At 46.6% G+C, this 20,698-nt stretch carries 24 protein-coding genes and 1 riboswitch; of the genes, 22 read left to right on the forward strand and 2 right to left on the reverse strand.

Going from position 1 to position 20,698, the window contains the following annotated elements; genetic code table 11:
* Nucleotides 1–38 precede the first annotated feature (38 nt).
* From AY633_RS14430 to AY633_RS14510, 19 genes are all read left to right on the forward strand, one after another.
* Nucleotides 39–866, forward strand: a complete 828-nt coding sequence (locus AY633_RS14430) for a MetQ/NlpA family ABC transporter substrate-binding protein (protein ID WP_068488940.1) — start codon at nucleotides 39–41, stop codon at nucleotides 864–866.
* A 235-nt stretch (nucleotides 867–1,101) separates the two neighbouring features.
* Nucleotides 1,102–2,268, forward strand: a complete 1,167-nt coding sequence (locus AY633_RS14435; RefSeq protein WP_068488941.1) for a dicarboxylate/amino acid:cation symporter — start codon at nucleotides 1,102–1,104, stop codon at nucleotides 2,266–2,268.
* Between the two features lie 102 nt (nucleotides 2,269–2,370).
* On the forward strand, nucleotides 2,371–2,901 hold the full coding sequence (locus AY633_RS14440; RefSeq protein ID WP_068488942.1) for a hypothetical protein: 531 nt from the start codon (nucleotides 2,371–2,373) through the stop codon (nucleotides 2,899–2,901).
* Between the two features lie 199 nt (nucleotides 2,902–3,100).
* The gene (locus AY633_RS16665; RefSeq protein ID WP_171900956.1) at nucleotides 3,101–3,256 is read left to right on the forward strand and encodes a hypothetical protein; all 156 of its coding nucleotides are present in this window, start codon (nucleotides 3,101–3,103) and stop codon (nucleotides 3,254–3,256) included.
* Between the two features lie 335 nt (nucleotides 3,257–3,591).
* A complete protein-coding gene (sufC, locus tag AY633_RS14445) occupies nucleotides 3,592–4,371 on the forward strand; it encodes a Fe-S cluster assembly ATPase SufC (RefSeq protein WP_068461419.1) in 780 nt (259 codons plus the stop codon).
* A gap of 18 nt (nucleotides 4,372–4,389) precedes the next feature.
* The gene (sufD, locus tag AY633_RS14450) at nucleotides 4,390–5,694 is read left to right on the forward strand and encodes a Fe-S cluster assembly protein SufD (RefSeq protein ID WP_068488943.1); all 1,305 of its coding nucleotides are present in this window, start codon (nucleotides 4,390–4,392) and stop codon (nucleotides 5,692–5,694) included.
* On the forward strand, nucleotides 5,694–6,920 hold the full coding sequence (locus tag AY633_RS14455; protein ID WP_068488944.1) for a cysteine desulfurase: 1,227 nt from the start codon (nucleotides 5,694–5,696) through the stop codon (nucleotides 6,918–6,920). The genes sufD and AY633_RS14455 overlap by 1 nt, the downstream gene beginning before the upstream one ends.
* Nucleotides 6,910–7,350: a Fe-S cluster assembly sulfur transfer protein SufU gene (gene sufU, locus AY633_RS14460; RefSeq protein ID WP_068488945.1), complete on the forward strand. Its 441-nt coding sequence runs from the start codon at nucleotides 6,910–6,912 to the stop codon at nucleotides 7,348–7,350. Before AY633_RS14455 ends, sufU begins: the two co-directional genes overlap by 11 nt.
* Nucleotides 7,351–7,370: 20 nt before the next feature.
* Nucleotides 7,371–8,768: a Fe-S cluster assembly protein SufB gene (gene sufB, locus AY633_RS14465; protein ID WP_068488946.1), complete on the forward strand. Its 1,398-nt coding sequence runs from the start codon at nucleotides 7,371–7,373 to the stop codon at nucleotides 8,766–8,768.
* A 130-nt stretch (nucleotides 8,769–8,898) separates the two neighbouring features.
* Nucleotides 8,899–9,081 carry a hypothetical protein gene (locus AY633_RS14470; protein ID WP_068461429.1) on the forward strand — a complete coding sequence of 61 codons (183 nt, stop codon included), beginning with the start codon at nucleotides 8,899–8,901 and terminating at the stop codon, nucleotides 9,079–9,081.
* 243 nt (nucleotides 9,082–9,324) lie between these two features.
* A complete protein-coding gene (locus AY633_RS14475) occupies nucleotides 9,325–10,185 on the forward strand; it encodes a DUF72 domain-containing protein (RefSeq protein ID WP_068488947.1) in 861 nt (286 codons plus the stop codon).
* Nucleotides 10,185–11,015, forward strand: coding sequence for a sulfite exporter TauE/SafE family protein (locus tag AY633_RS14480; protein ID WP_068488948.1), 831 nt, complete (start codon nucleotides 10,185–10,187; stop codon nucleotides 11,013–11,015). Before AY633_RS14475 ends, AY633_RS14480 begins: the two co-directional genes overlap by 1 nt.
* A gap of 12 nt (nucleotides 11,016–11,027) precedes the next feature.
* Complete coding sequence (locus AY633_RS14485; protein ID WP_068488949.1) at nucleotides 11,028–12,371, forward strand: bifunctional metallophosphatase/5'-nucleotidase; 1,344 nt, start codon at nucleotides 11,028–11,030, stop codon at nucleotides 12,369–12,371.
* A gap of 71 nt (nucleotides 12,372–12,442) precedes the next feature.
* Nucleotides 12,443–12,624, forward strand: a riboswitch (Lysine riboswitch).
* A 110-nt stretch (nucleotides 12,625–12,734) separates the two neighbouring features.
* The gene (locus AY633_RS14490; protein ID WP_068488950.1) at nucleotides 12,735–14,309 is read left to right on the forward strand and encodes a Na+/H+ antiporter NhaC family protein; all 1,575 of its coding nucleotides are present in this window, start codon (nucleotides 12,735–12,737) and stop codon (nucleotides 14,307–14,309) included.
* 200 nt (nucleotides 14,310–14,509) lie between these two features.
* Nucleotides 14,510–16,054, forward strand: coding sequence for a sodium-dependent transporter (locus AY633_RS14495; protein WP_068488951.1), 1,545 nt, complete (start codon nucleotides 14,510–14,512; stop codon nucleotides 16,052–16,054).
* 12 nt (nucleotides 16,055–16,066) lie between these two features.
* A complete protein-coding gene (locus AY633_RS16485) occupies nucleotides 16,067–16,189 on the forward strand; it encodes a methionine/alanine import family NSS transporter small subunit (RefSeq protein ID WP_141705936.1) in 123 nt (40 codons plus the stop codon).
* A gap of 160 nt (nucleotides 16,190–16,349) precedes the next feature.
* On the forward strand, nucleotides 16,350–16,685 hold the full coding sequence (locus AY633_RS14500) for a YutD family protein (protein ID WP_390176122.1): 336 nt from the start codon (nucleotides 16,350–16,352) through the stop codon (nucleotides 16,683–16,685).
* Nucleotides 16,686–16,768: 83 nt separating this feature from the next.
* On the forward strand, nucleotides 16,769–17,227 hold the full coding sequence (locus AY633_RS14505; RefSeq protein ID WP_068488952.1) for a DUF86 domain-containing protein: 459 nt from the start codon (nucleotides 16,769–16,771) through the stop codon (nucleotides 17,225–17,227).
* A complete protein-coding gene (locus AY633_RS14510; RefSeq protein ID WP_082799255.1) occupies nucleotides 17,214–17,987 on the forward strand; it encodes a TIGR01457 family HAD-type hydrolase in 774 nt (257 codons plus the stop codon). The genes AY633_RS14505 and AY633_RS14510 overlap by 14 nt, the downstream gene beginning before the upstream one ends.
* Nucleotides 17,988–18,008: 21 nt before the next feature.
* On the opposite strand, the gene AY633_RS14515 is transcribed toward AY633_RS14510, so the two are convergent.
* A complete protein-coding gene (locus AY633_RS14515; protein WP_068461450.1) occupies nucleotides 18,009–18,245 on the reverse strand; it encodes a YuzB family protein in 237 nt (78 codons plus the stop codon).
* A gap of 150 nt (nucleotides 18,246–18,395) precedes the next feature.
* Between AY633_RS14515 and AY633_RS14520 the strand changes: the two genes are divergently transcribed.
* Nucleotides 18,396–19,463 carry an NAD(P)/FAD-dependent oxidoreductase gene (locus AY633_RS14520; protein WP_068488953.1) on the forward strand — a complete coding sequence of 356 codons (1,068 nt, stop codon included), beginning with the start codon at nucleotides 18,396–18,398 and terminating at the stop codon, nucleotides 19,461–19,463.
* Between the two features lie 32 nt (nucleotides 19,464–19,495).
* Here AY633_RS14520 and AY633_RS14525 read toward each other — a convergent pair whose 3' ends face one another.
* On the reverse strand, nucleotides 19,496–19,822 hold the full coding sequence (locus AY633_RS14525; RefSeq protein WP_068488954.1) for a YuzD family protein: 327 nt from the start codon (nucleotides 19,820–19,822) through the stop codon (nucleotides 19,496–19,498).
* A gap of 83 nt (nucleotides 19,823–19,905) precedes the next feature.
* Here AY633_RS14525 and AY633_RS14530 point away from each other — a divergent pair, with 83 nt between their 5' ends.
* Nucleotides 19,906–20,142, forward strand: coding sequence for a NifU family protein (locus tag AY633_RS14530; protein ID WP_058381195.1), 237 nt, complete (start codon nucleotides 19,906–19,908; stop codon nucleotides 20,140–20,142).
* Nucleotides 20,143–20,221: 79 nt separating this feature from the next.
* Nucleotides 20,222–20,584: a HesB/IscA family protein gene (locus tag AY633_RS14535; protein WP_068488955.1), complete on the forward strand. Its 363-nt coding sequence runs from the start codon at nucleotides 20,222–20,224 to the stop codon at nucleotides 20,582–20,584.
* Nucleotides 20,585–20,698: the final 114 nt, after the last annotated feature.

Raw genomic sequence — 20,698 nt, forward strand, 5'->3', positions numbered from 1 at the left:
TAAAAATACATTCAATAGTAGAAAAGGGGAAAATTGTAATGAAAAAACTAGTATTTGGTTCATTTGCAGCAGTATTGGCACTATCCGCTTGTGGCGCAGAAGAAAGCGGCAGCGGTTCATCAGAAGGAGAAACAAGCACGCTAAAAGTTGGCGCTTCTAACATTCCACACGCTGAAATTCTGGAACAGGCCAAACCGATTTTGGAAGAACAGGGCATCGAGCTTGAAATCGAAACGTACCAGGACTACATCTTGCCAAACCAAGATTTGGAATCGGGCGATTTGGATGCGAACTATTTCCAGCACACACCTTATCTTGAATCACAAATTGCTGATCATGGTTACGATTTTGTCAGTGCTGGAGGCATTCACATCGAGCCGATCGGTGTCTACTCACAAGACTATGCGTCTTTAGAAGAGTTGCCACAAGATGCAACGATTCTCATGAGCAATTCAGTAGCTGACCATGGCCGCATCCTGGCTATGCTTGAAGCAGAAGGCTTGATCACATTAGAAGAAGGCATTGACAAAACAACAGCTGAAACGAGCGATATCGTCGAAAACGAGAAAAACCTTCAGTTCGATACTGAGTACGAAGCAGCTTTGCTCGTACAAATGTACGAGTCAGGTGAAGGCGATGCGGTCTTGATCAACTCAAACTATGCCATCGATGCTGGATTGAGCCCGATGGAAGATGCCATTGCGCTTGAAAGTTCGGATTCGCCATACGCCAATATCATCGCAGTGCAAGCTGGGGATGAAGAAAACGAAGATATCCAAGCTTTGGTGGACGTATTGACCTCGCAAGAGATTCAAGATTTCATTTTGGAAGAGTGGAATGGATCGATCGTTCCAGTTGAACAGTAAAATTTTTAGCCAGCCTATTCCATGAGAATAGGCTGGTTTTTGTATTGCACAAAGCAGGGGCTTGGGTAAATAGCTTAAAGGAATAGAACTAAATGAGTAGCTATCTTTCTTCTTTTATTTTATCGGAATAATAAAAATATTACGTGATTTCGTAAAAAGCTATTAGCTTTTCGAAAACTGTGGTAATTTCACATAATACACAATAAACATCTGTTTACACAGGGAGGACAAGATCATGAAAATTCAATTCGGTTTATTGCCGCGGATTGTGCTGGCCATTGTGCTTGGCGTACTCATCGGTTCGTTTGCTCCAGAAGCGCTCGTTCGCGTATTTGCAACATTTACAGGAGTTTTTGGCGGGTTCTTGAATTTTATCGTGCCATTAATCATCCTTGGCTTTATCGCACCAGGTATCGCAAAGCTTGGGAAAGGCTCAGGGAAATTGCTAGGCCTGGCAACTGCAATCGCTTATTTATCAACGGTAGTGGCAGGGGTTCTAGCGTTTGCCGCGGCATCATCGATTTTGCCTAGTTTGATGGAAGGCGGTTCACTGAGTAATCTGGATGATCCTGAAAACGCACTTGCTGAAAGTTTTATCGCTTTAGAAATCCCTCAATTGTTTGGGGTCATGAGCGCCTTGATCTTGGCATTCCTGCTTGGTATTGGAATGGCTTCTACAGGAAGCAAGACGATGGCATCGTTTTTTGAAGAGTTCCAACAGATTATTGAAAAAGTTATTTCATACATCATAATCCCGTTATTGCCTTTTCACATTTTCGGTATTTTCGCGAATATGGCCTACGGCGGTGCCGTGTTTGAAATCCTTTCGCTCTTTGCGGTTGTCTTTATCCTCATCATCATCATGCATTGGGTGATGCTGACAGGGCAATACACAACGGCGGGACTATTACAAAAGAAAAACCCGTTTGCTTTAATCCGTACCATGCTGCCGGCATACTTCACAGCACTTGGTACACAGTCTTCCGCAGCGACAATTCCAGTGACGTTGCGCCAGGCACGTAAAACGGGTGTGAAAGAACGCGTAGCTGACTTTACAGTTCCGTTGTTTGCCACTATCCATTTGTCAGGCAGCACGATCACGCTTGTCACATGCGCAATAGGTGTCATCTTGTTGACAGGCCAGGCGCCGTCGTTCGGCAACTTCTTCCCGTTCATTTTGATGTTGGGCGTAACAATGATCGCAGCACCAGGTGTTCCGGGCGGTGCTGTCATGGCAGCTATCGGCTTGCTTGAAGTGATGCTCGGCTTTGACGAGACGATGGTCGCGTTAATGATCGCCTTGTATCTCGCACAGGACAGCTTCGGAACGGCAGCTAACGTCACAGGAGACGGAGCGCTCGCGAATATCGTCGACCGTTTCACTCCAAGCCAAAAAGTATGAATTGTGCCGGAATTCAATGAATTCCGGCTTTTTTACGCTCTCTATACGGGTAAATCTGGCTATGCTATCATATGCTGGATATGAAAATCAGGAGGCACGAACATGAAAAAAATCACAATTATCGGCTTATCTGCGGCGCTATTGCTAGCGGCATGCGGAAACGAACAATCTACTGACACAACTGAAACGACATCGGGGTCTGCCACGATGGAATCTGGTAAAGAGAGCATCAAGAGCCAATTGATGCAATTCTACCTATCCGTTTCCAAAGAAATAAATTCAGAAGATGCACCATTAAACGACTTTGAAATTGCGCAAGCTGAAGAGGCCTTGCCTAGTGGCGAAGAGCTTTCAGAGATGAAAGAAGCGGCTGCTGCAGCTGCAGAACAAGCCAAACAAGCGGTGGAAGCGATTGAAGTACCCGAATCATTAAGCGACTATCAAGAAGAGATCGACGGAGCGCTTACTTCGATTGCCACATCTTACGAGATGAAAATCGAAGAACTTGGAAAAGAGACAGTTGACTTCCAAGCGGCTGCTGAAAAATTTGCGGAAGCTGACGAAGTACTCAATGAATTATTGGAAGAAAACGGCTTAGTTGCTTCTAACTTATACAACGAAGTAAGCCAATAAATTATGAAAACTGTCCGTCTAGCGGGCAGTTTTTTCTATATATTCCCAATAACTATGACGATAGGTCTATTTTCAGATAAATTAGATTATTTTTGTTGTTTAACTTTCAATCAGTCGGGTATACTAATAAAAGTAAAATAAGAAAACTCGAAAGGGATGGTTTATTATCGATTCTCAAGGTATTGAAAAGACGGAAAAAATGGAACAGGCATTCAGAGACGTACACGGGTACGGACTGAACGAATACCAAAACGACCCGCAAAAAATCCTTGAAGTTGAACAGCGCCGTGAGCAAGACTACCGACAAGGCCAATCGGTCGCGACACAGATCGAGCGCCAAGCGCACCGCGAATAGTAAAATCCCTACACATGAATTTGACATGAAGCTGCCGGACAGAGTGATTTCTCTGTCCGGTTTTTTCTATGTCCAAACTAGTAGAATAAGCTGATTTTGCAAGGCTTCATTGAAATGCATTCTCATTTAGACTGACTTTATTGAAAATGCAGGCAATCGCCGCGATTTGTCAGAAATGGCTTCCTGACTGCAGAGAACACGGATTTCGAAATGGTTTTAATCCAAGGTTTCTAGCCGATTTTAACATTTGCTACTGAAGTGAATATAAGTTAAGATTAGAATGATACTAATTAAGAGTGCGCGGCATTCTTCAATAACATTATGGAGGTATTTACATGTCAACTTTGGTCATTAAAGATCTGCACGTTGAAATCGAAGGAAAACAGATTTTAAAGGGTGTAAACTTAAGCATTAACACAAGCGAAATTCATGCCATCATGGGGCCGAACGGAACAGGGAAATCAACCTTGGCGTCTGCTATCATGGGGCATCCTAAATATGAAGTAACACAAGGTACGATTGAATTGGACGGGGAAGATGTATTGGCGATGGAAGTCGACGAACGTGCCCGTGCAGGCCTATTCTTGGCTATGCAATACCCAAGCGAAATCTCAGGTGTTACAAACGCTGACTTCATGCGCTCTGCAATGAACGCACGCCGCGAAGAAGGCAACGAAGTTTCTTTGATGAAGTTCATCCGTGAACTCGACAGCAAAATGGAAACTCTTGCGATGGACCAAGATATGGCACAGCGTTACTTGAACGAAGGGTTCTCAGGCGGCGAGAAGAAACGCAACGAAATCCTTCAAATGATGATGATCAAACCGACATTTGCTGTACTTGATGAAATTGACTCCGGACTTGATATCGATGCATTGAAAGTTGTTTCAGAAGGCATCAACCAAATGAAGGGCGAAAACTTCGGTTGCTTGATCATCACTCACTACCAGCGTCTCTTGAACTACATCACTCCAGATCACGTCCATGTCATGATGCAAGGCCGCGTCGTAAAATCCGGCGGACCTGAACTTGCTCATAAACTGGAAGCAGAAGGCTATGACTGGATCAAGGCAGAGCTCGGCATCGAAGACGAGACTGTTGGACAAGAAGCATAATTGGAAGGAGAGACTAACGTGACGGTTGAAACAAAACTAACGATGACCGAGCAGGATGTACGCTCCTTCTCGGCTTTGCATTCAGAACCAGAAGCATTTACAGATTTGCGCGTACAAGCATTGGCAGCTGCTGAAGCGTTGCCGCTCCCAAAACCTGATAAAACGAAAATTATCAACTGGAACTTCACGGATTTCCCGGCGCATACAGTAGATAGCTCTACGTATGAATCGCTTAACGAACTGCCAGAACAAGTGAAATCTATTGTCGATCTAGAACAGAAAAACTTATATATCCAGCATAATAATACGCCGGCTTATATTTCCTTGGATAAAAACTTGGAGCAGCAAGGCGTCATTTTGACGGATATCCAAACAGCGATCCGCGAGCACAGCGATTTGGTCGCTAAATACTTTATGACAGAAGCTGTTAAAGCGGAAGAGCATAAATTGACAGCCCTTCATGCGGCATTATTGAACGGCGGGGTTTTCCTCTACGTGCCAAAAAATGTGGTCATCGAAAAACCGGTACAAGCAGTTTTCCTTCATGACAACGAGGAAGCATCCTTGTTCAACCATGCGTTGATCGTAGCGGATAAGAGCAGCTCAGTCACATACGTTGAAAACTATATTTCTACAGTGCCGCAAGCAAAAGGCCAAGCGAATATCGTGTCGGAAGTATTTGCTGAAGACAACGCGTCTGTCACTTATGGTGCAGTCGATGTACTCGCTGAAGGATTTACAACTTATGTGAACCGCCGTGGTGTCGCACAGCGCGATGCACGCATTGAATGGGCGCTCGGCATGATGAACGATAGCAACACCATTTCTGACAACACAACGTTCTTGATCGGCGACAATTCAGTTGGCGATACTAAAACAGTCGTTGTTGGCAGAGGAACGCAAAAGCAGAACTTCACGACACAAGTTATTCATTGGGGTAAAAACTCCGACGGTCAGATCTTGAAGCATGGCGTCATGAAAGATTCCGCTTCTTCGATCTTTAACGGTATCGGAAAAATCGAACACGGCGCAACGAAAGCCAATGCAGAACAAGAATCACGCGTTCTGATGTTGAGCCCGAAAGCACGCGGCGATGCAAACCCGATCCTTTTGATCGACGAAGACGATGTAACGGCAGGACACGCAGCATCAGTCGGCCGTGTTGATCCGGTTCAATTGTATTATTTGATGAGCCGCGGTATTACAAAACAAGAAGCTGAACGTCTTGTTATTCACGGCTTCCTGGCACCGGTTGTAAACGTGTTGCCAATCGAAGGCGTTAAAAAGCAATTGACGGAGGTTATCGAAAGGAAAGTCCGCTAATGAATCCAGAGATCAAGAGCTATTTCCCGATACTCAACCAGGAAATCAATGGACATCCCTTAGTATATTTGGACAGCGCAGCTACTTCACAAAAACCGACTCCGGTCATCGAGGCGCTGAAAGAATATTACGAGTTTGATAATTCCAATGTCCACCGTGGCGTTCATACGCTAGGAAACCGGGCAACAGAGAAGTATGAAGGCGCACGCGAAAAAGTGCAGCAGTTCATCAAGGCGAATTCGACGCAGGAAATTGTCTTCCTTCGCGGCACGACCACAGCGATCAACTTAGTCGCACAAAGTTATGGCCGTGCAAACGTAGAAGAAGGCGACGAAATCGTCATTACGTATATGGAACATCACTCGAACATCATTCCTTGGCAGCAGTTGGCAAAAGAACGCGGCGCTGTCTTGAAATACATCGAGCTTGAAGAAGACGGCACCATTTCGCTCGAGAACGTCCGTGCAGCCATTACCGACCGGACTAAAATTGTTTCAATGGTTTACGTTTCCAACGTACTTGGTACAATGAATCCGGTGAAAGAAGTCGCGAAGATTGCCCACGAACATGGCGCTGTCATGATGGTGGACGGAGCCCAGGCTGCCCCTCATTTGAAAATTGATGTCCAGGACTTGGATTGCGATTTCTTCGCATTTTCTGGCCATAAGATGGTCGGACCGACAGGCATTGGCGTACTCTACGGCAAAAAGCATTTGCTTGAAGCGATGGAGCCAGTTGAATTTGGCGGCGAGATGATTGATTTTGTTGGATTGTATGATTCAACATGGAAAGAACTGCCGTGGAAATTTGAAGGCGGCACGCCAATTATTGCAGGGGCAGTTGGGCTCGCAGCAGCGATCGACTTCCTGCAAAACATTGGATTGGACGAAATCGAAAAACACGAACACCATATGGCTGCTATGGCCATGGACAAGATGTCAAAAATTGAAGGGCTCGATATTTACGGCCCGACCGACCCTGCGAAACGCGCAGGCATCGTCACCTTCAATTTGAAGGAAGTCCATCCCCATGACGTGGCAACCGTGCTCGATATGAGCGGCATCGCTGTCCGCGCAGGACACCACTGCGCACAGCCATTGATGAAATGGCTTGACGTGACAGCGACAGCACGCGCAAGCTTTTACCTTTATAATGATGAATCGGATATCGATCGTCTAGTGGAAGGCTTGCGTTCTGCAAAGGAGTATTTTAGCGATGTCTTTTAATAACTTAGACCAGTTGTATCGACAAGTGATCATGGATCATTACAAGACGCCCCGCAACAAAGGGACGCTTGAAGAAGATAGTGTTAATATTGAGATGAACAACCCGACTTGCGGAGACCGGATTCAATTGACCCTGCAAGTAGAAGACGGCATTGTCAAAGATGCTAAATTCGACGGGGAAGGCTGCTCAATTTCTATGGCTTCTGCTTCCATGATGACGCAAGCTGTCAAAGGCAAAGACGTAGACTCGGCATTGAAAATGTCTGAGATCTTTTCAGACATGATGCTTGGAAAAGAGTACGACGATTCTGTGGACCTTGGGGATATTGAAGCCTTGCAAGGTGTATCCAAATTCCCAGCGCGTATCAAATGCGCGACCTTAGCGTGGAAAGCCATGGAAAAAGGTGTGCACGAGGAAGAAAAATCGTAACAGAGAACGGAGGAACGACGATGGCGAAAAAAATGCCGGATATCGGAGATTATAAATATGGGTTCCATGACAAGGACGTTTCCATCTTCAGATCCAAACGCGGTCTGACGGAAGACATTGTCAGAGAAATTTCGAAGATTAAAGAAGAACCGGAATGGATGCTTGAATCACGCTTGAAAGCGTTGAAACTATTTTACTCCATGCCGATGCCGCAATGGGGCGGAGATTTGAACTCGCTGGATTTTGACGAAATCACGTATTACGTCAAACCATCTGAAGCGAGCCAGACTTCTTGGGATGAAGTTCCTGAAGAAATCAAGCGTACGTTTGATAAATTGGGAATTCCTGAAGCCGAGCAAAAATACCTTGCGGGTGTTTCTGCACAGTATGAATCTGAAGTGGTTTACCACAACATGAAAGAAGACTTAGAAGAGATGGGCATCATCTTTAAAGATACGGATGCAGCGCTTCGTGAAAACGAAGACCTCTTCAGAGAAAACTTCCAGACAGTCATTCCAGCAGCAGACAATAAATTTGCTGCCTTGAACACGGCTGTATGGTCAGGTGGTTCGTTCATCTACGTACCAAAAGGCATTAAAGTGGAATCGCCGCTGCAAGCCTATTTCCGCATCAACTCGGAAAATATGGGCCAATTCGAGCGTACATTGATCATTGTCGACGAAGGCGCAAGCGTTCACTATGTAGAAGGCTGTACAGCACCGGTTTACACGACCAATTCATTGCACTCTGCAGTTGTTGAGATCATCGTGAAAAAAGATGCGTATTGCCGTTATACAACGATCCAGAACTGGGCGAATAACGTTTATAACCTAGTAACCAAACGTGCTTTCGTGGACGCGAACGGCACAATGGAATGGATCGATGGCAACATCGGTTCGAAATTGACAATGAAATACCCTGCTGTCTTCCTTAAAGGCGAAGGCGCGCGCGGCATGACCTTGTCGATTGCGATTGCCGGTAAAGGCCAGCACCAGGATGCAGGCGCGAAAATGGTCCACTTGGCACCAAATACGTCTTCATCGATCGTATCTAAATCGATTTCGAAACAAGGTGGGAAAGTTTCCTACCGCGGAATCGTGCATTTTGGCCGCAAAGCGGACGGCGCACGTTCGAACATCGAATGCGATACATTGATTATGGACAACCAGTCCACATCCGATACAATTCCTTATAACGAGATCATGAACGACAACGTTTCGCTTGAACACGAAGCGAAAGTGTCTAAAGTCTCTGAAGAGCAATTGTTCTACTTGATGAGCCGCGGCGTTTCTGAACAAGAAGCGACAGAAATGATCGTCATGGGCTTCATCGAGCCATTCACTAAAGAATTGCCGATGGAATACGCAGTCGAAATGAACCGTCTCATCAAGTTCGAGATGGAAGGCTCAATCGGTTAATAGATTTATCCCCGGCATTTTCGTGCCGGGGATTTTTTATGCCGATTGTGATTTTGCCTAGCTCTTGTTTTATGGATTTCCCATCGGGTATAGAGAAGGGGAAGCTAAAAATTGAGGAGGGATTTTTTCAATGAGCCAAACTTTTGACGCATTAAAAGAGAAAATCAGCAATGCTGATATGGGGGAAGCGAAAGAAATCATCACCCAAGTTAAGCAGGCATACGAAGACGGCAAAATCGATGAAAACGAAAAAAACGAATTAATGGACCTCGCCAAATCCAAAATTGGCGGCGGGCTTGGCGGTTTGTTCTAATAGCCTGAAGCCTAGTGAAAATAAGCTTTAGCTTCCATGCGGAGGCCAAAGCTTATTTTTTGTCTTTTAATGCTTCTCGCACTAGAAGAGTATAGCGTTAGAACCGTGTGTTAAATCGGTCTTCTCAAGAAGAGCAAGTAATTCGATGGCTGGGCCGTTATCAAGACGACGCGCATATCTGGATAAGGACGCCTGTTTTGTTCTATGCTATCATAAAATAATAACGAAAATGGAGGCAGGACGATGATTTATGTTGGATTGACGGGCTGGGGCGATCATCCGGATGTGTATAGCCCCGGGTCGAAACAAAAAGATAAATTGGCCGACTACAGTGCCCACTTCCCGATTGTTGAGCTGGATTCTTCATTTTACGCAGTCCAGCCTGAACGCAATATCAGCAAATGGATCCGCGAGACGCCGGACAATTTCCAATTCGTCGTAAAAGCCTATCAAGGCATGACGGGGCACCAGCGCGGCGAGAACCCATTTGATAGCCGGGAAGAGATGTTTGAAGCTTACCGGTTATCCGTCCGGCCCTTGAAAGAAGCAGGCAAGCTCGCGATGGTATTATTGCAATTTCCGCCATGGTTCGACTGCCAGAAAGAGCATGTCGATGAAATCCGCGCGATCATCGGCGAACTGCAGGAATTCGACTTGGCGGTCGAATTCCGCCACCAGTCCTGGTATGCAGACGGCATGAAAGACAAGACCTTGGAGTTTCTCCGCGAACATGGATTGATTCATTCCGTGTGCGATGAGCCACAGGCAGGGGAAGGGTCAATTCCACTGGTACCGGAATCGAGCCGCAATGACAAAGTGCTGCTGCGTTTGCACGGGCGCAATGTCCATGGCTGGCTGAATCCCGGAAACGCCGAAAAGTGGCGGGAAGTGCGCTATCTATACGATTATAACCAGCAAGAGCTAGAGCAGATCAGCCAGGCTGTGAAACGTCTCGAGCAGCAAGCAGAGCAAGTGTATGTGATCTTCAATAATAATTCAGGCGGGCATGCCGCGGGAGACGCCAAAGAATTCCAGGAATTGAACAGTTTGCAGTTTGAAGGGCTGTCGCCGAAACAGCTGGACTTGTTCGAAGGCGATTTTTGATGGTCTTCCTTATCCTTCTAGCGGCCGGTCTGGCTTCCGGCATTGTCGGCGCGCTGATCGGCCTGGGTGGAGGCGTCATCTTAGTGCCGGCGCTTTTGTTCCTCAGCTCGTCGGTCAGCCTGTTCCCGGATTTATCTCCGCAACAGATTGTCGGCTTGTCGGTCGTCATGATGATTTTTACTGGCTTGTCTTCGACGATCGCCTATATGAAAGTGGGGACTGTCGATTATAGGAGCGGCTTCATTTTCTTTCTCGGCAGTGCGCCGGGGACGGTTGTGGGCGCCTACGTTAACCGCAGTCTCGATGTGCCGTCTTTCCAATTATATTTCGGTTTGCTCTTGGTGTTCTTGTCGCTTCTGCTATTATTGAGAGACCGCTTGAAGGCGGTCAGCTGGTTTGTCGACAAGGGCAAGAAAAGAAGCTTTTATGACCGCAAAACAGATCAGGAATACGTTTACGGTTATCCGGTGTGGTTTGCGCTTGCGTTAACTTTTTTCATCGGCTTTGCATCCGGCTTGTTCGGTATTGGCGGCGGCTCGATTCTTGTGCCGGCCATGATCCTGCTGTTTTTATTTCCTCCCCATGTCGCTGTTGGAACGTCGATGCTCATGGTTTTCTTATCGGCCATTGTCAACTCTTTTACACATGTCTCGCTTGGGAACGTGCCATGGATTTATACTTTAGCCATTATCCCTTCTGCTTATATCGGAGCAAAGTTAGGAGCAATGCTGAACCGCAACATCCACTCTGAGACACTAGTTGTCGTGCTGCGGATTGCGTTATTATTATTCGGGCTCCGATCGATTTACGAAGGAATCTTCAGTTCATAAGAGGTGTTTGACATGAGTGAAATCATTCATATTTATCATACAAACGATTTGCATAGCCATTTTACGCATTGGCCGCGTATTCAATCCTTGCTGAAGGGGCGCAGGCAGTGGCATGAGGAAGCTGGTGATATGTGTTTGGTGCTCGACATCGGGGACCACGTAGACCGCTCACATCCGTTTACCGAAGGTTCTGCTGGAAAAGGCAATATCGAGCTGCTCAATGAAGCAGGATACGATGCCGTAACGATTGGCAATAACGAAGGAATCACATTATCGAAATCAGAACTCGACGTGTTGTACGATCAAGCTGATTTTTCCGTAGTGGTTGCCAATTTAATGGATATGGATGGCAAGCAGCCACCATGGGCCAGTCCGAACAAAATCATTGAAACAAAAAATGGCACGAAGATTGGACTCGTCGCTGCTACCGCTGAATTTACGCCCTTTTACCGACGTCTCGGCTGGCAAGTGACGAGCGGCAGGGAAGCGGTCAAACAAGAAGCGGCGGCTATCCGCCAATCAGTCGATCTTTTGGTCTGCATGTCTCATCTTGGCATCCGTGAAGATGAGCTTTTGGCTGTCGAATGTCCGGAAATCGATATCATTTTAGGGGCGCATACCCACCATCTATTCCATCAAGGAAAAGAAATCGGCAATACATTGCTTGGGGCCGCCGGTAAATTCGGCTATTATGTCGGCCATATCGAAATTAACCTCGAAACGCGCAAGATGACTGCAGAAGTGATCGAGACCGACCAATTGCCAGAAGCCGATGAAGGGTTCAATGAATATTTGGTCGGTGTTGGTAAACAGCAGATGGCTGAGACCGTCTTCTATAACGAACGCGCCATGAAAGCCGAGTGGTTCAAGCCCTCCGTGATGGCAGAGCTGTTCGGCGATGCCTTGGTTTCTTTTGCATCAGCGGATTGTGGCCTCTTTAACGCGGGGATTTTCATGGAAGATATGCCGGAAGGCGAAATGACGCGCTACGATTTTCATCGCATGTTGCCGCATCCAATCAATCCGTGCGTCATTGACCTGAGCGGCGCAGAACTGAAGGAAATTTATTTGCAGTCTTTGAACAAAGACTGGCCACAGCTTGAGCTGAAAGGGATGGGCTTTCGAGGAGCGGTATTTGGCCGCATGATCCATAGCGGGATGAACATGCATAACCATCAATTGATGGTGGGCGGCGAACCGGCAGACCCGGATCGCATTTACCGGCTTGCGACTCTCGACCTCTTCACATTCGGTTATTTTTTCCCTGCACTTAAGCGTGCACCGAAGAGTTATTTCATGCCGGAGTTTTTGCGCGATGTATTCGGTGACTATTTCCGCATGAAAACCGTGAAATAGAACAAACATTCAAAATGGACTGTTAGTTGATTTTCTGTGCATTTTGGGCTATGCTTTTTATGAATTAGATATCGATGGGTAGAGGCTGCAGCCTCCATCAGTAGGATGTGCGAGTTGACCGCGTTGACCACATTTGAAAGGGGAGCTTGCCGAAATTTCCGTCTCCGGGTCAAGGAGGCGGCGATTGGGGGCATTTCGAAGAGGAATGCCACTGTCATTTGCAGGTTGCTGCAGATGGAGAGCTACAGGGTTGTTTGATGCTTGTGCACACAGACGAATTGTAGGAAGCCGGTTTATCCATTGGATGAGCCGGCTTTTTTTAGTCTAGGCCTTACCATCAAAATGAATAGGAGGAATCTAATTATGGAAAACACGATTTTTTCGATACTGCCGCCAATCATCGCGATTGCGATGGTGTTGTTGACGCGACGTGTATTGCTGTCACTCGGTGTGGGTATTGTCGCGGCTGCGCTGATCCTGACTTCGTTTGCGCCAGTAGAGGCCCTGAACGAATTGTTCACTTCATTCGCAGTCATTTTTTGGAACGAGGGCTTTAATGCTTATAATGTCTTCATTATTTTGTTCTTATTATTGCTAGGAGTCATCACCGCGTTCGTCAGCTTATCCGGTGGTAGCCATGCCTTTGCCGACTGGGCATCAGCGCGCGTGAAAACACGCCGCGGGGCGAAATTGGTTACGGTATTTCTTGGTATCTTGATCTTCATCGACGATTATTTCAACGCGTTGGCGGTCGGGCAAGTTGCACGGCCGATTACAGATCGCTATAAAGTATCACGGGCAAAACTTGCCTATTTCATCGATTCTACAGCGGCTCCAATTTGTGTTGTGTCTCCGGTATCAAGCTGGGGCGCAGCGATAATCGGCATTATCGGCACGATTCTGGCAGGCCAGAATTTCTTGGAATATTCAGCCTTGGAAGCCTTTCTCTGGATGGCCCCGATGAACTTTTATGTCATCGCAGCATTGGCCATTGTTCTTTTCGTCGCTATCCGTGATGTCGATTTTGGGGAAATGAAAAAGCATGAACGTTTGGCAATTACAGAAGGCCAACTGTTCAATCCGGACAAAGTGATTCCGGGTGAGATGAAAGAAGATTTCCCAAGCCATTCACACGGGCGAGTCCGTGACTTGCTGTTGCCGATCTTGCTATTAATCGCCGGGACGGTTGCCGCGATGATCTGGACAGGTTATGTAAACGCTGGAGAAGTATTCGATATCTGGCTCATTTTCGAAAATACCGATGTTCCTTTATCCTTGATCACAGGCGGAATCATCGGCGCGCTTGCAGCGATCATCCTGTACGCCCTCCAAATCAAACGCAACGAAGTGGCAAAAGTGCAGTGGATCGGCAGAGGCATCTGGGCTGGCATTCAATCGATGGCCGGTGCAGTGTTTATCTTGATCTTTGCCTGGTCGCTGACGTATTTGATCGACGCGCTGCAAACTGGTACGTTCCTTGCCGATGCAGTGGCACGCGGCAATGTACCGACTAGTGTACTGCCAGTTCTATTGTTTGTGCTGGCGGGCGTCATGGCCTTTTCGACAGGCACTTCTTGGGGCTCGTTCGGGATCTTGCTGCCGATCGCTGGAACGATCATGATCCAGGCAGAACCTGAGTTATTGCTCGCTTCGTTATCGGCCGTTTTGGCAGGGGCTGTATTCGGAGATCATTGCTCGCCGATCTCGGATACGACCATCTTGTCATCGACAGGTGCAGGGAGTAACCATATGGACCATGTCGTGACACAGCTTCCTTATGCATTGACCTCGGCTGCCATTGCAGCGATAGGGTATATCGTCATAGGCTTCACTGGCTCGCTGCCTTTGGCTCTAGGAGCGGTAGCTATTGTATTGGCAATACTATTCGTTTTCTGGTCTAAGCGTACAACCTTAATGGAAAAACATGAACAGAACTAAGATTTGGAAGGTGGAGATAGTTTATCTCCACCTTTTTATTATTGTTATAATAGTTTTTTTGAAAAATTTTCAGAAATTATCTTTACTTTGTACAAGGCCCTAGTTATACTAAATTTAGATTCCAAAATAATCTGAATATAAACAAACTTCCTATTTTTCTGTTAAAAAATTGGAAGTTACAAACAAAAGGGGGAAGAGAAATGGAACGTTCTACATGGGGAACGAGAGCCGGTTTTATCATGGCGGCTGTCGGTTCAGCAGTAGGGTTAGGGAATATTTGGCGATTCCCGTATGTAGCATATGAAAATGGTGGGGGCGCATTTTTTATACCGTATTTGTTTGCTCTTTTAACTGCCGGAATTCCGATTCTCATATTGGAGTTCACCATCGGGCATCGTTATCGCGGATCCGCACCACTTTCATTTTTTAGAATGAGCGGCAAGAAAGCAGAATGGCTTGGTTGGTGGGCGATGTTCGTATCGTTCGTTATATCCGTCTATTATGCCGTCATCATCGCTTGGGCGATGCGTTACACGTTGTTCTCATTCAATCAGGCATGGGGCGAAGATACAGAAGGCTTCCTATTCAGTGATTTTCTTCAACTGACCGTATCGCCAGGCGAAACCGGGGGAATCGTTTGGGGCATCTTCATTCCATTAGTAATTGTTTGGGTCATCACGCTCGGCATATTGCTTGCAGGAGTCAAAAAAGGAATCGAATTGGCCAACCGAATTTTCATTCCAACTTTGGTGCTTATCTTCATTGTCATTGTTATTCGCGCAGTGACGCTTGACGGGGCAGCAATGGGCTTAGAAGCATTCTTCAAGCCGAATTTTAATGCCATCATGGATCCGACCGTTTGGGTTGCGGCCTATGGGCATATCTTCTTCAGTTTATCGGTCGCTTTTGCGATCATGATCACTTACTCCAGTTACCTTCCGAAAAAATCGGATATCACGAATAATGCATTCATTACTGGATTTGCGAACTCAAGTTTTGAGTTACTTGCCGGTATCGGGGTATTTGCAGTACTTGGGTTCATGGCAGCGCAATCAGGCGTAGAAGTGGCGGATGTAGCATCTGCCGGCGTTGGTCTTGCCTTCGTTGTATTCCCGGCGATCATCAATGAATTCCCAGGATTTAACGGACTCTTCGGATTCCTATTCTTCTTGTCATTGACGCTTGCGGGACTCACATCGCTTATGTCGATCACTGAAACCTATGTCGCTGGATTCACCGAGAAATTCGGGATTTCACGCCGTAAAGCAGTCGCAATCGGCGGGGGCCTTGCAGCTTTGATTTCCATCCTTTTCGCTACTCAAGGCGGTTTGTTCTTCTTGGATATCGCCGATTACTACATCAACCAATTCGGTGTCGCGGCTGTCGGTCTTGTGGAAGTTGTCATGGTCGTTTGGATCTTGCGAAAAGCAGGTGCTTTGCAAGACCATGCAAACGAAATCTCGGACATCCGTCTCGGCGGCTGGTGGAAGTTCAGCCTTGGGGTCATCACACCGATCGTTCTTGGTTATATGATGTTCGGCTTGTTGCGCTTGAACATTTTCCAGCAATTCGAAACGGATACGGGTAACTATGAAGGCTATTCCAATATGTTCACCTTGTTCGGTGGCGTAGCCGTCGCAGCAGGAGCCTTGATCTTCGGCATCTTGTTCTCGCTTGGCAAATGGCATAAAAACTATCGCTATTACGACGAGCATTCTGAACATCCAGCAAAAGAAAAAGAATAAGGGGGAATCGGCATGTCAGTTAGCGCGATTGTAGTCATGATCATCGGGATGGTCCTCCTCTGGGGTGGCCTTGCAGCGAGTATTTTCCACGCTGTAAAATCCAGTAAAGCAAATAAAGCAGAAGACTTAGGATAGAAACAAAACCTCTGGCAGAAGAGTCGCCAGAGGTTTTTGTTTGTACCTAGGCCAATAGCACAGCTTGTCCACAAAGCCCTGTTGTGATACATTTGAAGCAGGATTCAAGCACGTAAAGCAGAATGATGCGGGCCCAGGCTTTTGTCATTACTAGGTATGGATGGTGAGGATATTGATCACAATTGAGAAATGGAATTACGAGGTGATCGAGGATCATCGCGAAGGGTTCCAGCAAGAAGCGTTCGAGAACAGGTATAGCGATATTCTGGCCAAATACGATTACATCCTGGGCGACTGGGGATACGGGCAGCTTCGTTTAAAAGGATTTTTTGACGATACCAATAATAAAGCAAGCTACGATACAAAGATTAGCACGCTTCAAGATTATTTATACGAATACTGCAATTTTGGATGCTCTTATTTTGTTTTGAAAAAGGCAGGAAAAGCGCCTGAACCGGAAGTGCAGGAACACCTGGAAACCCCCGAGGCGGATTGAGCCGCTGGGGGTTTTTTTGTGTCTGTATGATATGATAGAGAAGAAAAGACACAGCGAGAAACAGCTAAATGGAGGGACTTATTATGTACTTTATCGACCGTGGAAACATCAAGCAAGCCATCACCTATATGGATGCACTCATCGCATTATATGAAGAGAACGGCAGCTGGGAAACTTTAAAAGACGAATTGGCTTTGGAGCGTCTCGCACTCGGGGCGATTGAAGCGGTGATCGACGTCGGAAATTCCATGATCGATGGTTTTATTATGCGCGATCCGGGTAGTTACGAAGATATCATCGATATACTCGTGGATGAAAAAGTGATCACTGAAGAAATGGACCAACCGTTAAAAGAGCTTGTTGGACTGCGCAAGATGCTGGTGCGTGAATTTATTGCGGTCGACCATGCCGAAATCAAGCGGGTGCTGGACGCCCACTTGGACAGCCTGAAGCAATTCGGCCCTAAAGTGGCCCATTACCTTGAGCATGAACTCGGCCCGGTTTCTGCGTTTATCCCGGAGAACGAAAATGGAAAAAATTAAACGCTACAAAGCTTATTGTTTGGATTTGGACGGCACTGTGTACCGGGGCGAGGCACCGGTACAAGAAGCTGCCCGATTCGTCAGCCGCTTGCAAGAAGATGGCATTGAAGCTTTTTATGTGACGAACAACGCTTCTAAAACACAGGACCAATTATACGAAAAACTGAAACGAGTTGGGGTCCAGGCCGATAAATCGCGTATTATGTCTTCAGCGGTAGCGGCAGCGAAATACATCAAGCGCTGGTATCCTGGACGCACAGTTTACTTGATCGGTTCAGATGGCTTGAAAGAGGCACTTGATGCAGAAGGAATTGAGCGCGTCGAACAGCAGGCAGATATCGTTTTGATGGGCCTTGATCTGCAGATTTCGTATGACAAGCTATCCCGTGCTTGTCTTGAAGTGCAAAAGGGAGCCGTCTTCTTGTCGACCAATAAGGATTTGGCATTCCCTTCAGAACAAGGGTTTCTGCCGGGCAACGGGTCCTTTACAGCCGTAGTATCCAAAGCGACAGATGTTGACCCCGTATTTATCGGCAAGCCGGAAATCCATATGCTCGAAGCAATCCAGCAGGAATGGGGATTCGAAAAAGAGGATATGGTGATGATCGGGGATAACTACGATACTGATATACAAGCGGGTATCCGTTTTGGCATCGATACGGTCCATGTCAACACGGGCGTGACCTCGATGGATGCCGTCATGCAAAAAGATTATCCTCCGACACATCTGCTTGAAAATCTTGGTTTTTGGAAACATTAAAAAAGCCGCTCAACAGGCGGCTTAAAACAAAGGATTTTCCTCTATGAATGTATAGATTTTCTGGGTTAGCTCTTCAGGGGTGTCCGCTTCCACAATTTCACCATTAACGAGTGCAAATAAGGATTCAGCGCATTGGCTACAATAGCTTAAACAACCATATTCGAGTACATCCAGATTCGGGTCTTGCTCTAATTTTGCAAAAGACTCTTCTGAACCATTGGCAAGATTGCTCATGCAAAATTCAATAATCGGATTCATTCAGCTCACCTCACTACTAGAAAATCCTACCGTGTTTCCGTTCAACCGTCAATTAATTGATTTTGCCGAGAAATGATTGTGAAAGTTATCACAATCAGCTATACTCATATTTGGAATCTACAGCAGAATGACGGGCTAAAGGAGAATTATATGAAGAAACTAGTCTTATTAGGCGGCGGCTATGGCAATATGAGGGTCTTGCTTCGGCTTTTGCCGAATAATTTCCCGCAAGACATGGAAATTATCCTCATCGACCGTACGCCTTTTCACAGTATGAAAACGGAATTTTACGCACTCGCGGCAGGCACCGAATCTGACCATGAGGTACGTGTCCCGTTTCCGGAACACGAACGCCTGAAAATCGTCAATGGGGAAATACGCGAAATCGGCCTGGAGGAAAAGTGCATCTTCTTGGAAGATGGCCAGCGCATCGCATACGATGACTTGGTCATTGGGCTTGGCTGCATCGACAAATACCACGGCGTGCCGGGGGCGGATGAGTTCACATACAGCATCCAGACCATCGGCAATTCCCGGAAAACTTACGAAGCCTTACTTGGCTTGAAATCAGGAGCTACTGTCGGTGTCGTCGGTGCAGGACTTAGCGGCATTGAACTTGCGAGTGAATTACGTGAAAGCCGTAAAGATCTGCAGATCAAGTTATTTGACCGCAGTCCGCGGATTTTGCGCGACTTCCCGGAACGGCTCAGCAATTTCGTTAAAAAATGGTTCGATAACAATAACGTCGATGTCGTCTCTAATTCAAATATCACGAAAGTAGAGCCAAACCTGCTGCACAATCACGAAGAAACGATTCCGGTCGATGCAGTGGTCTGGACGGCAGGCATCCAGCCGGTTAAACCAGTGCGCGATTTGAATTTGGAAAGCGATAGCAGCGGCCGCGTCGTCATCAACCAATACCACCAATTGCCAAACGACGAGAATGTTTACGTAGTTGGGGATTGTGCGGCACTTCCAATGGCGCCTTCTGCACAATTGGCGGAAGAACAAGCAGAACAGATTGTCAAAGTGCTACGCATGAAGTGGAAAGGCGAAGCGTTGCCTGAGACGATGCCAGAGATTAAGCTCAAAGGTTTCCTCGGCTCACTCGGGAAAAAACAAGGCTTTGCTTACCTCGCAGACCGTACCGTCACCGGGCGCATAGCGCGTTTGATGAAATCAGGCGTCTTATGGATGTACAAATGGCATAATGGGTGAATAAAAAAGCGCTCTGAGGAGCGCTTTTTTATTTATTCAGCAGCGGAAAAGCCGTGTTTCTCAAGTTCTTGGTAGACGGGTTTCAATTGGATATAGCCTTCGCCAACCACTTCGCCTTCGATCAGTACGAGTGGATAGAAAAATTCATCTTCCAAAATGCGTTCCGCATACTCTTGTTGCTTGGCATCTTGCAGCGGTTTCTCAATATCGATATAGCTTATTGAAAATGGCTGGTCTTTGTATTTTCGCGAGATGGCCGCCTCGAGCCATTCGTAGGTATCTTTAGACGACGGGGCATTTACACAGCTGGCGCAGATCTGGTCGGTTCCGTAAACTTCGATGTTCGGTTTTTTTGTCATGGATAATGGCCTCCTGAAAATTCATTATTGGCTTTTTGTGCTTATTCACATTATAATGATTGTAATGAAAGGAGTCGATAGAAATGACTGAAGCTATGATGGAAGATCAAGTAATGGAAGTCTTAGATAAATTACGGCCATTCCTTTTGCGCGACGGGGGAGACTGTGAATTGGTAGATGTAGAGGACGGCATTGTGAAATTGCGCCTACTCGGAGCTTGTGGCAGCTGCCCAAGTTCGACGATCACATTGAAAGCGGGCATCGAACGCGCGCTCGTTGAAGAAGTTCCTGGCGTTGTTGAAGTGGAACAAGTCTTTTAATGTCCAGGGGCCTGCTACAGGTCCCTTTTTATGTCTGCCCCATGCGGGTAGCAAAATGGAAAAGAAAGGGTGAACGTAGATGACACAAGTTGTAGAAATTACAGAAGCCGCTTCTTTCCAAGTGAAGGAAATGATGCGCCATAACGAAGAGGAAGGGTCCTTCCTGCGCGTCGCTGTTAAAGGCGGCGGATGCAGCGGTTTGACTTATGGCATGGGTTTCGAGCCGGAAGCTTCTGATGCGGACGATCAATACGAACAACACGGTATCCGTATTTTGATCAATAAAGAAGATGCCCCGATTTTGCAAGGAACGATCGTGGATTACAAACAGTCCTTGATGGGCGGAGGCTTCACGATCGACAATCCGAACGCCATTGCCTCATGTGGTTGCGGAACGAGTTTCCGTACTGCGAAAAAAGCAGGGACTCCTGAAAACTGCTGATGCAAGAACCCGCTTTGTGACAAAAGCGGGTTTTTTTATTTTCGTTTCGATTACGCATCTTGTGCTGAGGCATTCAACTGTTGAAAAGCATTTGCAAAAGGGCTAATATAGAGG

It is taken from the genome of Planococcus maritimus (assembly GCF_001592825.1).
GTDB classification, from domain to species: domain Bacteria; phylum Bacillota; class Bacilli; order Bacillales_A; family Planococcaceae; genus Planococcus; species Planococcus maritimus_C.

What these genes read in the sequence shown, in the direction of transcription:
- AY633_RS14430 (WP_068488940.1), top strand. Translation starts at nt 39, where the DNA reads ATGAAAAAACTAGTATTTGGTTCATTTGCAGCAGTATTGGCACTATCC.
- AY633_RS14435 (WP_068488941.1), top strand. Translation starts at nt 1,102, where the DNA reads ATGAAAATTCAATTCGGTTTATTGCCGCGGATTGTGCTGGCCATTGTG.
- AY633_RS14440 (WP_068488942.1), top strand. Translation starts at nt 2,371, where the DNA reads ATGAAAAAAATCACAATTATCGGCTTATCTGCGGCGCTATTGCTAGCG.
- AY633_RS16665 (WP_171900956.1), top strand. Translation starts at nt 3,101, where the DNA reads ATGGAACAGGCATTCAGAGACGTACACGGGTACGGACTGAACGAATAC.
- sufC (WP_068461419.1), top strand. Translation starts at nt 3,592, where the DNA reads ATGTCAACTTTGGTCATTAAAGATCTGCACGTTGAAATCGAAGGAAAA.
- AY633_RS14455 (WP_068488944.1), top strand. Translation starts at nt 5,694, where the DNA reads ATGAATCCAGAGATCAAGAGCTATTTCCCGATACTCAACCAGGAAATC.
- sufU (WP_068488945.1), top strand. Translation starts at nt 6,910, where the DNA reads ATGTCTTTTAATAACTTAGACCAGTTGTATCGACAAGTGATCATGGAT.
- sufB (WP_068488946.1), top strand. Translation starts at nt 7,371, where the DNA reads ATGGCGAAAAAAATGCCGGATATCGGAGATTATAAATATGGGTTCCAT.
- AY633_RS14470 (WP_068461429.1), top strand. Translation starts at nt 8,899, where the DNA reads ATGAGCCAAACTTTTGACGCATTAAAAGAGAAAATCAGCAATGCTGAT.
- AY633_RS14475 (WP_068488947.1), top strand. Translation starts at nt 9,325, where the DNA reads ATGATTTATGTTGGATTGACGGGCTGGGGCGATCATCCGGATGTGTAT.
- AY633_RS14480 (WP_068488948.1), top strand. Translation starts at nt 10,185, where the DNA reads ATGGTCTTCCTTATCCTTCTAGCGGCCGGTCTGGCTTCCGGCATTGTC.
- AY633_RS14485 (WP_068488949.1), top strand. Translation starts at nt 11,028, where the DNA reads ATGAGTGAAATCATTCATATTTATCATACAAACGATTTGCATAGCCAT.
- AY633_RS14490 (WP_068488950.1), top strand. Translation starts at nt 12,735, where the DNA reads ATGGAAAACACGATTTTTTCGATACTGCCGCCAATCATCGCGATTGCG.
- AY633_RS14495 (WP_068488951.1), top strand. Translation starts at nt 14,510, where the DNA reads ATGGAACGTTCTACATGGGGAACGAGAGCCGGTTTTATCATGGCGGCT.
- AY633_RS16485 (WP_141705936.1), top strand. Translation starts at nt 16,067, where the DNA reads ATGTCAGTTAGCGCGATTGTAGTCATGATCATCGGGATGGTCCTCCTC.
- AY633_RS14500 (WP_390176122.1), top strand. Translation starts at nt 16,350, where the DNA reads ATGGTGAGGATATTGATCACAATTGAGAAATGGAATTACGAGGTGATC.
- AY633_RS14505 (WP_068488952.1), top strand. Translation starts at nt 16,769, where the DNA reads ATGTACTTTATCGACCGTGGAAACATCAAGCAAGCCATCACCTATATG.
- AY633_RS14510 (WP_082799255.1), top strand. Translation starts at nt 17,214, where the DNA reads ATGGAAAAAATTAAACGCTACAAAGCTTATTGTTTGGATTTGGACGGC.
- AY633_RS14515 (WP_068461450.1), bottom strand. Translation starts at nt 18,245, where the DNA reads ATGAATCCGATTATTGAATTTTGCATGAGCAATCTTGCCAATGGTTCA.
- AY633_RS14520 (WP_068488953.1), top strand. Translation starts at nt 18,396, where the DNA reads ATGAAGAAACTAGTCTTATTAGGCGGCGGCTATGGCAATATGAGGGTC.
- AY633_RS14525 (WP_068488954.1), bottom strand. Translation starts at nt 19,822, where the DNA reads ATGACAAAAAAACCGAACATCGAAGTTTACGGAACCGACCAGATCTGC.
- AY633_RS14530 (WP_058381195.1), top strand. Translation starts at nt 19,906, where the DNA reads ATGACTGAAGCTATGATGGAAGATCAAGTAATGGAAGTCTTAGATAAA.
- AY633_RS14535 (WP_068488955.1), top strand. Translation starts at nt 20,222, where the DNA reads ATGACACAAGTTGTAGAAATTACAGAAGCCGCTTCTTTCCAAGTGAAG.